Origin of the sequence: Thiohalophilus thiocyanatoxydans (genome assembly GCF_004366735.1) — a bacterium.
GTDB lineage: Bacteria > Pseudomonadota > Gammaproteobacteria > UBA6429 > Thiohalophilaceae > Thiohalophilus > Thiohalophilus thiocyanatoxydans.
Window position 1 is genome coordinate 94,366 of sequence record NZ_SOQX01000004.1, and the last position, 8,331, is coordinate 102,696.

Genomic DNA, 8,331 nt, shown 5'->3' on the forward strand with positions numbered 1-8,331 from the left:
CGTAGTGCGTATGAGTCATTTTTTAATCTAGACGAACCGACGAGGTAGAGAACCATGAGCAACAAGAGTCTCGACAATCCATTTGATCCCCATAGCGATCTGAGCCACGGTGCCGCCTGTACCTGCTCGGCCTGTAGCCAGTCAACTGTCAGTGAGGACAAACAGTCAACCCGGCAAGCCAGGCAGGCTGATGACGTTCCCGAGCAAAACACGTCCGCGTTTGAGAGTCCCGAGGATCTGATGGATCGTGCGGTGGAAAGCGCCGTGGTTCGCGCAGTATTCGGTCATAATGAAGTTTCACGTCGTTCGTTCATGAAACTGGTGGGCGCAGGCACCGCGGCCGCGGCGCTGGCCAGTATCTTCCCCATGGAGGCGGCCAAGGCGGCGGTCAAGGACAGTCTGGGTCCCCTGGAAAAGAAAAAACTCAAGGTGGGCTTTGTGCCGATCACCTGTGCCACGCCGATCATCATGGCACACCCGATGGGCTTCTATGAGAAATACGGTCTCGATGTGGATGTGATCAAGACCGCCGGCTGGGCCGTCTCCCGGGATAAATCCCTGAACATGGAATATGACGCCGCGCATATGCTGACCCCGATGCCGCTGGGCATATCCATGGGCGCCGGTTCCACGGCCAAACCGTTTTTGATGCCGGCGGTGGAAAACATCAACGGCCAGGCGATTACCCTGCATAACAAGCACAAGGACAAGCGCGATCCCAAACAGTGGAAAGGCTTCAAGTTCGGTGTGCCGTTCGAATATTCGATGCACAACTTCCTGTTGCGCTATTACGTCGCCGAACACGGCCTGGATCCGGACAAGGACATTCAGATCCGGGTCGTTCCACCACCGGAAATGGTGGCCAACCTGCGTGCCGGCAACCTGGACGGTTATCTGTCACCGGATCCCTTCAATCAGCGTGCAGTCTGGGAGAAGATCGGCTTCATTCATCTGTTGACCAAGGAGATCTGGCAGGGCCATCCCTGTTGCGCCTTTGCCACCAGTGCCGAGTTTGCCCAGGAAAATCCCAACACCTATGGCGCACTGTTCAAGTCTATCGTGGATGCCACGCATTTCTCGGCCAAACAGGAGAACCGCAAGGATATCGCCCAGGCCATTTCCGCCAAGGGCTATCTCAACCAGCCGGTTCCGGTTGTCGAACAGGTGCTGACCGGACGCTTCGCCGACGGGCTGGGTAACGTGCGTAACGAACCGGATCGCATCGACTTTGATCCTTTCCCCTGGCATTCCATGGCTGTCTGGATACTGACCCAGATGAAACGCTGGGGCTACATCAAGGGCGACGTGAATTACCAGGGGATTGCCGAAGAGGTCTACCTGGCCTCCGAGTGTGGTGATCTGATGAAAGAGCTGGGTTACGAGCCGCCGAAGGAAACCTATGAAAACTACACCATCATGGGGAAAGAGTTCGACTACACGAAACCCGACGAATATGCCAAGAGCTTCGCGATCACGAGGGCCTGAAGCATGGATGCGTTTAAGAACCTCAATGTTCGGGCGGCACTCCTGTCGCTGGTCATTCTTGTCCTGTTCCTGACTGTCTGGGAACAGGGCAACAAGGCCCCGCAATCGGATCAGCCGATGACCGAGTATGAACAGCTGATGGGGGGCTCAGAACCCCAGGCCCGGGTCCCCAACCCGAGTGACATCGGTGCCCTGGCGGTCGAGGAATTGAGTGATCCGTTCTATGACAAGGGGCCCAATGACAAGGGTATCGGCCTGCAGCTGCTTTATTCCCTCAAGCGGGTCATGCTGGGTTATTTACTGGCGGCCCTGGTGGCTATTCCGGTGGGTTTTTTGATCGGCATGTCACCCCTGATGTACAAGGCGCTGGATCCGTTTATCCAGGTGTTAAAACCGATCTCGCCACTGGCCTGGATGCCGCTGGCGCTGTTTATTCTCAAGGATTCGGAGATTTCATCTGTGTTCGTGATATTCATCTGCTCGATCTGGCCCATGCTGGTGAATACCGCCTTTGGCGTCAGCGCGGTGAAGAAGGATTATCTCAACGTTGCCCGTACGCATGAGCTGAATCCCTTGCGCACCGCGTTTCTGGTGGTCTTGCCCGCCGCGGCGCCGACCATCCTGACCGGTATGCGGATTTCCATCGGCATTGCTTGGCTGGTAATCGTCGCCGCCGAAATGCTGGTGGGCGGTACCGGTATCGGTTACTACGTGTGGAACGAATGGAACAACCTGGATCTGACCAGCGTGGTGTTTTCCATCCTGATGATCGGTGTGGTGGGTATGTTACTGGATCTCATGCTGGCCAAAGCCACACGCGTGGTCCAATACGTGGAGTAAAACAATGAACAGAAAAAAATACTTTCTTGACGCCCAGGGGCTGGTCAAACAATTTCCCGCCCCGAAGGGCGGCGAGTCGCTGACCGTGTTCGAAAATCTCAACTTCGGTATCAACAAGGGTGAGTTTGTCTGCATCATCGGCCATTCGGGCTGTGGCAAGTCGACCATTATGAATATCCTGGCCGGTCTGGATCAGGCCAGTGGTGGCGTGGTGTTGATGGATAACAAAGAAGTGGCCGGACCGAGCCTGGATCGCGGCGTGGTGTTTCAGAATTACAGCCTGCTGCCGTGGATGAGTTGTCTTCGCAATATCACCTTTGCGGTCAAGTCCCGCTGGCCCAACTGGAGTCGCGAGCAGGTTTATGAACACAGTATGAAGTATATAGAGATGGTCGGCCTCAAGGGCGCCGAGCTGCGCAAACCCTCGCAATTGTCCGGCGGCATGCGCCAGCGCGTGAGTATTGCCCGGGCTTTTGCTATCGAACCGAAACTGTTGCTGCTGGATGAACCCTTCGGTGCACTGGATGCCCTGACTCGCGGCATGATTCAGGAGGAGCTGATCAAAATCTGTGAACAGACCGGGCAGACTGTCTTTATGATCACTCATGACGTGGATGAGGCAATATTGCTGGCCGATCGTATCTTTTTGATGAGCAACGGTCCCAACGCTACCATTGCCGAGTCGGTGGTGATCGATATTCCCCGACATCGCGATCGGGAACAGATTATCCATAACCCCCACTATTACCCGATTCGCAACCACCTGGTGGATTTTCTGGTGAAACGTTCCAAGGAACTCAATGATCCGGACACTCCCCGTGTGCCACACAGCGATAACGCCAGACCGGCCTACCCCCCGGAAGTGAACCCGGCAACCGGTCAGATCAGTAAATTGATCGAAACCGAAACGACCGAAGGCAACGAATTGACCCGCCAGGTCGTGAACCTGCAATAACCCAAGGAGAACTCTATGAGTGCAACCGCAGAAAATCTCGTCACCCCCTCCAGTTCCCTGGCCAAAGGGCGACTCAGCAAGGAAGAAATGACCGAGGCAATCATTGCCGCGAAAATCGATCAGGCCACAACCTGGCAGGCGATCGCCGATCAGGTTGGCGTCGGGATCATCTGGCTGACCTCGGTCTGTTTCGGAAAGAACAGCGCCAGTAAAGACATTGCCGACAAGTTGTGCGGCGTACTGGATCTGGGCCCTGAAGTCAGTACGGCCCTGCAGGCCTTTCCCCATAAATCCTGGGACTGGAGTGTGCCCCAGGACCCGGTGATCTACCGATTTTATGAATTGGTCGGCGTGTACGGCGATACCCTCAAGGAAGTCATCCATGAAAAATTCGGCGACGGCATCATGAGCGCTATCGATTTCAGTATGGATATCGACAAGGAAGAAAATCCGGCCGGCGATCGGGTTGTTTTGACACTGAACGGGAAATTTCTGCCGTACAGGTCCTGGTGAATGCCGTTGAGAGCACGCTAAACCGGTTATTTCGTAAACAATGCCCCATCCGTCAGTCAGTCGGGTGGGGCGTTCCACTTTAAGGTTTTCGTTACCGAATCGCCTCAGTCGGGAGTCGAAGTGAATAAAGATCCTGTAAACTGTCTGTTTGAAACAGATTACGGGATACGCACATGCAAATCTGGGTCGATGCCGACGCCTGTCCGGTGGTGATCAAGGAGATTCTGTTCCGCGCGGCACAGCGCACGGGGACGCTGACGACGCTGGTGGCGAACCAGTACGTGCAGGTGCCCAAATCCCGGCATATCAAGTCGCTGCGGGTCGAGCACGGGTTTGACGTGGCAGACAACGAGATTGTGCGGCGCGTCGAACCGGGGGATCTGGTCATCACCAGCGACATCCCCCTGGCGGCCGAAGTGATCGAAAAAGGCGGGCAGGCACTGAGTTTTCGCGGCGAGTTGTTTACCCTCGAAAATATCCGCTCGCGGCTGAACATGCGTGATTTCATGGACACATTGCGGGCCAGCGGGGTGGACACCGGCGGGCAGGCGGCGATGAGCCAGACCGAGCGTCAGGCGTTTGCCAATCATCTGGACAGGATCCTCACCCAAAGCAACCCCGGGTCTGAATCGCCATGCTGAAACTGCTGCATACTATCGAGCAACGCGATCCCGATGCCCTGATCCGAACCCTGAAACGGGAGCTGGAGTCAGGGGGTGGGGCGAACCTGCCGCTGGATCAGGGCACCAGCGAGGGCGGATACAGTGATGCGAGCGATTTGCAGGTGACCGTGCTGGGTATCGAGCAGAGTGAGATGACGTTGCAGGCCCGCATCGGGGTTTTTTTCACCGAGATCGTGGCCAACTGCAGTTGCGGGGACGAGCCGGTGCATAAACCGGCCTATTGCCGGATGCAACTGAGTATCAACCGGGCTACCGGTACGGCCACGGCCGTTGTAATGGCGGACTGAACTTTTATGCTACGTATCTCACAGAATGTGGTGATTCCCGATAACGAGATCGAGATGCAGGCGATCCGCGCCCAGGGGGCGGGTGGGCAGAATGTCAACAAGGTCGCCTCGGCCATTCATCTGCGTTTTGATATCAATGCTTCCTCCCTGCCGGACTTCTACAAGCAGCGCCTGCTGGCGTTGTCCGATCAGCGCATCTCCTCGGACGGGGTGATCGTCATCAAGGCGCAGCGTTATCGCAGCCAGGAGAAAAACCGCGAAGAGGCGCTGGAGCGCCTGCACGAGCTCATCCGATCGGTACTGGTGACCCGCAAGAAGCGCAAGCCGACCCGGCCGAGCCGCGCGGCGGTCAGGCGTCGCCTGGATGCCAAGCAAAAGCGCGGTAAAATCAAGCATAATCGCGGCAAGGTTCGTCCCGACGAGTAGTTATGTCGGTTGTACCGGGATCGACAGATTCATATACTGACCCCCTGGTTTTTCAATGACGGAAGCTGCTGCGCGTATGGCAAACAAACCGGTTATCGCCGACAACCAACCTGCCAAGGTCAATCTTTCCGCCGATCAGGAATACTACTTTTGCGTCTGCGGCCGGTCGCAGAACCAGCCGTTTTGCGATGGCTCGCATGCCGGTACCGGCTTCGAGCCGCTGGCCTTTACACCGCAAAAGGACGGGCAGGCCTTTTTGTGCAATTGCAAATACAGCGGCAATCTGCCCTATTGCGACGGCAGCCATAACCGGTTTGGCGAGGGCCAGGTGGGCAAGGAAGGTCCCGGTGCGAATAGCGATACCGATGATGGCAAGCAAGGCGATCATAAAAAGGGTAAACAACCCGCTCCGAAAGTCACCGAGGAAGAACCGACTATCGAACTGATTCATCAGCTGGCCAGGGAGGGCCTGGAGACATTGGGTAAACACGGCCCGGTGGCGGCGATGGGTGTCCCCCGCCACAGCTTGCCGGACTGGAACGATATCCAGATCATGGTGGCGCAGTTGCATGACAAGCCGCTGGCGGATGAGGCCACGGTCGACACCGAACTGGTGATCGGCCCGCAAAGCCAGAAACCGCTCTGCCTGAAAACGCCGTTGCTGGTCGCCGACATGAGTTTCGGCTCGCTCTCCGAAGAAGCCCGGATGGCGCTGGCCAAAGGGGCCGAGCAGGTGGGCACCGGTATCTGTTCTGGCGAGGGCGGCATGCTGCCCGAAGAGCAGCAGGCCAACAGCCGTTATCTGTTCGAACTGGGCAGTGCCTGTTTCGGGTATGACGAGACGATTCCCGAAAAGGTACAGGCATTTCATTTCAAGGGCGGGCAGGCGGCCAAGACCGGCACCGGCGGGCACCTGCCCGGCACCAAGGTCAGCAAAAAGATTGCCGGGGTGCGTGGTATTCCCGAAGGCGAGTCGGCCTATTCGCCGTCGACCTTTGCCGATCTGCGCGAGCCGGCCGACTTCCAACGTTTTGCCGATCGGGTGCGTGAGATCAGCGGCGGCATTCCCGTCGGCTTCAAGCTGAGTGCCAACCATATCGAGCGGGATGTCGAGTTCGCCCTGCAGGCCGGCGCTGATTACCTGATCCTCGACGGGCGCGGTGGTGGCACCGGTGCCTCGCCGTTATTGTTTCGCGATCACATCAGCGTGCCGACCATTCCGGCGCTGGCCCGGGCACGGCGTTATCTGGATCAACAGGGTGTCAGTGGCAAGGTGACCCTGATCATCACCGGCGGCCTGCGCACGCCGGCCGACTTTATCAAGGCGCTGGCGCTGGGCGCCGACGGCATCGCGCTGGGCAACAGTGCGATCCAGGCGATCGGTTGCGTGGCGGCGCGTATCTGTCACACCAATCAGTGTCCTTCGGGGGTGGCCACGCAGGACCCCGAGCTGCGTAAACGGCTGGACGTGGACGACGGCGCTCATCGGCTGGCCCGCTTTCTGCAATCCTCCACCCATCTGATGCAGGTGATGGCACGGGCCTGTGGCCATGAGCGTCTTGATCAGTTCAATCAAAAAGATCTGGCCACCTTCGATTACGAGATGGCGCGGCTGTCAGGCATTGTTTATGCCGGTATGGCCGCTCAACCCTGATGCCCTGACGCGGACGACTATCAAAGTGTGCACCGATTGACGTGAGACAACCGCCAGACACCTGCGCATCGTCCTTTACGCCGGCCCCCGGGCTGGGCAATCCCCATCTGCAGACCCTGTTGCCGCGGTTTATCAACCGCCGCGCACTGGAAGTCAGCTGGGAGGAGCTGCTGCTGCCCGATGGTGACTTTGTCGATCTCGCCTGGCGTACCCAATCCGCTTCCGACAGGACGACGCCGATCGTGGCCGTGTTCCACGGGCTGGAAGGTTCGCTCTGTTCCCCCTATGCACGCGACATCCTGCGTGCCATTGAGCTGCGCGGCTGGCATGGGGTATTGATGCACTTTCGCGGCTGCTCCGGGCGGGTCAATCGCCTGCCACGTTCCTATCACAGCGGCGAGACCGGCGATGCGCGCTACTTTTTAAGCTGGCTGCGCGAGCAGTATCCCCATGCCCCGCTGGCCGCCGTGGGCTATTCACTGGGTGGCAACATGCTGCTCAAGCTGCAGGCCGAGTGGGGCAGCGAGTCGCCATTGCGCGCGACAGTGTCGGTCTCGGCACCGTTGAAGCTGGATATCTGCGCCGATCGCATCAATCAGGGATTTTCGAAAGTGTACGAGCGGCATCTGGTCGAGAGTCTGGTGAGAAAAGTGTTGGCGAAATTTGCCGACCACGATTACGAACAACTGATCGGGGTGACGCCGCAACAGATCGAACAGGCACGAACCTTTCGCGAGTTTGATAACCGGTTTACCGCGCCGATCCACGGCTTTGCCGATGCCGACGATTATTACCAACAATCGAGTGCTTATCACTATCTTGGTGCGATCCGGCAACCGGCGTTGATCGTTCAGGCATACGATGATCCGTTCATGACCCCGGCAATATTGCCCGACCCGCAACAATTGCCCGACAACGTCCAGCTGGCGGTGAGTCAACGGGGCGGGCATGTCGGCTTTGTCAGCGGTTCCGTATTGCGGCCGCATTACTGGTTGACGGACGCGGTGCCCGATTATCTGGCCCGGTTTCTCTGATCAGGGTTGATGATCCGGCGATACATGCGTGATATCGGATGTTTATAAAAGCGTTACCACGAAGGCACGAAGACACGAAGAAAAAAATGAATATACTTCGAGACTTCGTGTCTTCGTGGTAAAAAAGTCACGCTGCCGAGGGCTGGCGTGACATCCGTTAGATTCGGGCAGTCAGGTAGCGCATCCGCGCAACCTGACCTACACCTTGCCGGGTCGAAAGAGCCATTCTCCAACGAAGCATACGGGGACGGCAACGCCTGTTTGTGTCTCATTGCCTGAGACGGTGGTTTACCAATGTTTCATTAATACACTTCGAGACTTCGTGTCTTCGTGGTAAAAAAGTCACGCTGCCGAGGGCTGGCGTGACATCCGTTAGATTCGGGCAGTCAGGTAGCGCATCCGCGCAACCTGACCTGCACCTTGCCGGGTCGAAAGAGCCATTCTCCAACGAAGT

At 57.4% G+C, this 8,331-nt stretch carries 9 protein-coding genes; all 9 read left to right on the plus strand.

Annotation, left to right across the window (positions count from 1 at the left end; genetic code table 11):
* Nucleotides 1–54 precede the first annotated feature (54 nt).
* The 9 genes from EDC23_RS08685 to EDC23_RS08725 all read left to right on the plus strand — a co-directional run bounded on the left by EDC23_RS08685 (nt 55) and on the right by EDC23_RS08725 (nt 7,877).
* Nucleotides 55–1,485 (plus strand): CmpA/NrtA family ABC transporter substrate-binding protein, encoded by a 1,431-nt coding sequence (locus EDC23_RS08685; protein ID WP_134083608.1) that lies wholly within the window; start codon nt 55–57, stop codon nt 1,483–1,485.
* 3 nt (nt 1,486–1,488) lie between these two features.
* On the plus strand, nt 1,489–2,325 hold the full coding sequence (gene ntrB, locus EDC23_RS08690; RefSeq protein ID WP_134083610.1) for a nitrate ABC transporter permease: 837 nt from the start codon (nt 1,489–1,491) through the stop codon (nt 2,323–2,325).
* Between the two features lie 4 nt (nt 2,326–2,329).
* Nucleotides 2,330–3,280 carry an ABC transporter ATP-binding protein gene (locus EDC23_RS08695; protein ID WP_134083612.1) on the plus strand — a complete coding sequence of 317 codons (951 nt, stop codon included), beginning with the start codon at nt 2,330–2,332 and terminating at the stop codon, nt 3,278–3,280.
* A 15-nt stretch (nt 3,281–3,295) separates the two neighbouring features.
* The gene (gene cynS, locus EDC23_RS08700; protein ID WP_134083614.1) at nt 3,296–3,793 is read left to right on the plus strand and encodes a cyanase; all 498 of its coding nucleotides are present in this window, start codon (nt 3,296–3,298) and stop codon (nt 3,791–3,793) included.
* Between the two features lie 173 nt (nt 3,794–3,966).
* Entirely contained in the window at nt 3,967–4,434 is a 468-nt protein-coding gene (locus tag EDC23_RS08705; RefSeq protein WP_134083616.1) for a YaiI/YqxD family protein, read from the plus strand.
* A complete protein-coding gene (locus EDC23_RS08710) occupies nt 4,428–4,763 on the plus strand; it encodes a glucosamine--fructose-6-phosphate aminotransferase (protein ID WP_134083618.1) in 336 nt (111 codons plus the stop codon). Before EDC23_RS08705 ends, EDC23_RS08710 begins: the two co-directional genes overlap by 7 nt.
* 6 nt (nt 4,764–4,769) lie before the next feature.
* Complete coding sequence (arfB, locus tag EDC23_RS08715; RefSeq protein ID WP_134083620.1) at nt 4,770–5,189, plus strand: alternative ribosome rescue aminoacyl-tRNA hydrolase ArfB; 420 nt, start codon at nt 4,770–4,772, stop codon at nt 5,187–5,189.
* 76 nt (nt 5,190–5,265) lie between these two features.
* Nucleotides 5,266–6,843, plus strand: a complete 1,578-nt coding sequence (locus EDC23_RS08720; protein ID WP_134083622.1) for a glutamate synthase-related protein — start codon at nt 5,266–5,268, stop codon at nt 6,841–6,843.
* Nucleotides 6,844–6,884: 41 nt separating this feature from the next.
* Nucleotides 6,885–7,877, plus strand: a complete 993-nt coding sequence (locus tag EDC23_RS08725) for a hydrolase (RefSeq protein ID WP_134083624.1) — start codon at nt 6,885–6,887, stop codon at nt 7,875–7,877.
* Nucleotides 7,878–8,331: the final 454 nt, after the last annotated feature.

Excerpts from the sequence above, each read along its gene's own strand:
- arfB (WP_134083620.1), top strand. The coding sequence starts at position 4,770 with ATGCTACGTATCTCACAGAATGTGGTGATTCCCGATAACGAGATCGAG.
- EDC23_RS08695 (WP_134083612.1), top strand. The coding sequence starts at position 2,330 with ATGAACAGAAAAAAATACTTTCTTGACGCCCAGGGGCTGGTCAAACAA.
- EDC23_RS08685 (WP_134083608.1), top strand. The coding sequence starts at position 55 with ATGAGCAACAAGAGTCTCGACAATCCATTTGATCCCCATAGCGATCTG.
- EDC23_RS08710 (WP_134083618.1), top strand. The coding sequence starts at position 4,428 with ATGCTGAAACTGCTGCATACTATCGAGCAACGCGATCCCGATGCCCTG.
- cynS (WP_134083614.1), top strand. The coding sequence starts at position 3,296 with ATGAGTGCAACCGCAGAAAATCTCGTCACCCCCTCCAGTTCCCTGGCC.
- EDC23_RS08720 (WP_134083622.1), top strand. The coding sequence starts at position 5,266 with ATGGCAAACAAACCGGTTATCGCCGACAACCAACCTGCCAAGGTCAAT.
- EDC23_RS08705 (WP_134083616.1), top strand. The coding sequence starts at position 3,967 with ATGCAAATCTGGGTCGATGCCGACGCCTGTCCGGTGGTGATCAAGGAG.
- ntrB (WP_134083610.1), top strand. The coding sequence starts at position 1,489 with ATGGATGCGTTTAAGAACCTCAATGTTCGGGCGGCACTCCTGTCGCTG.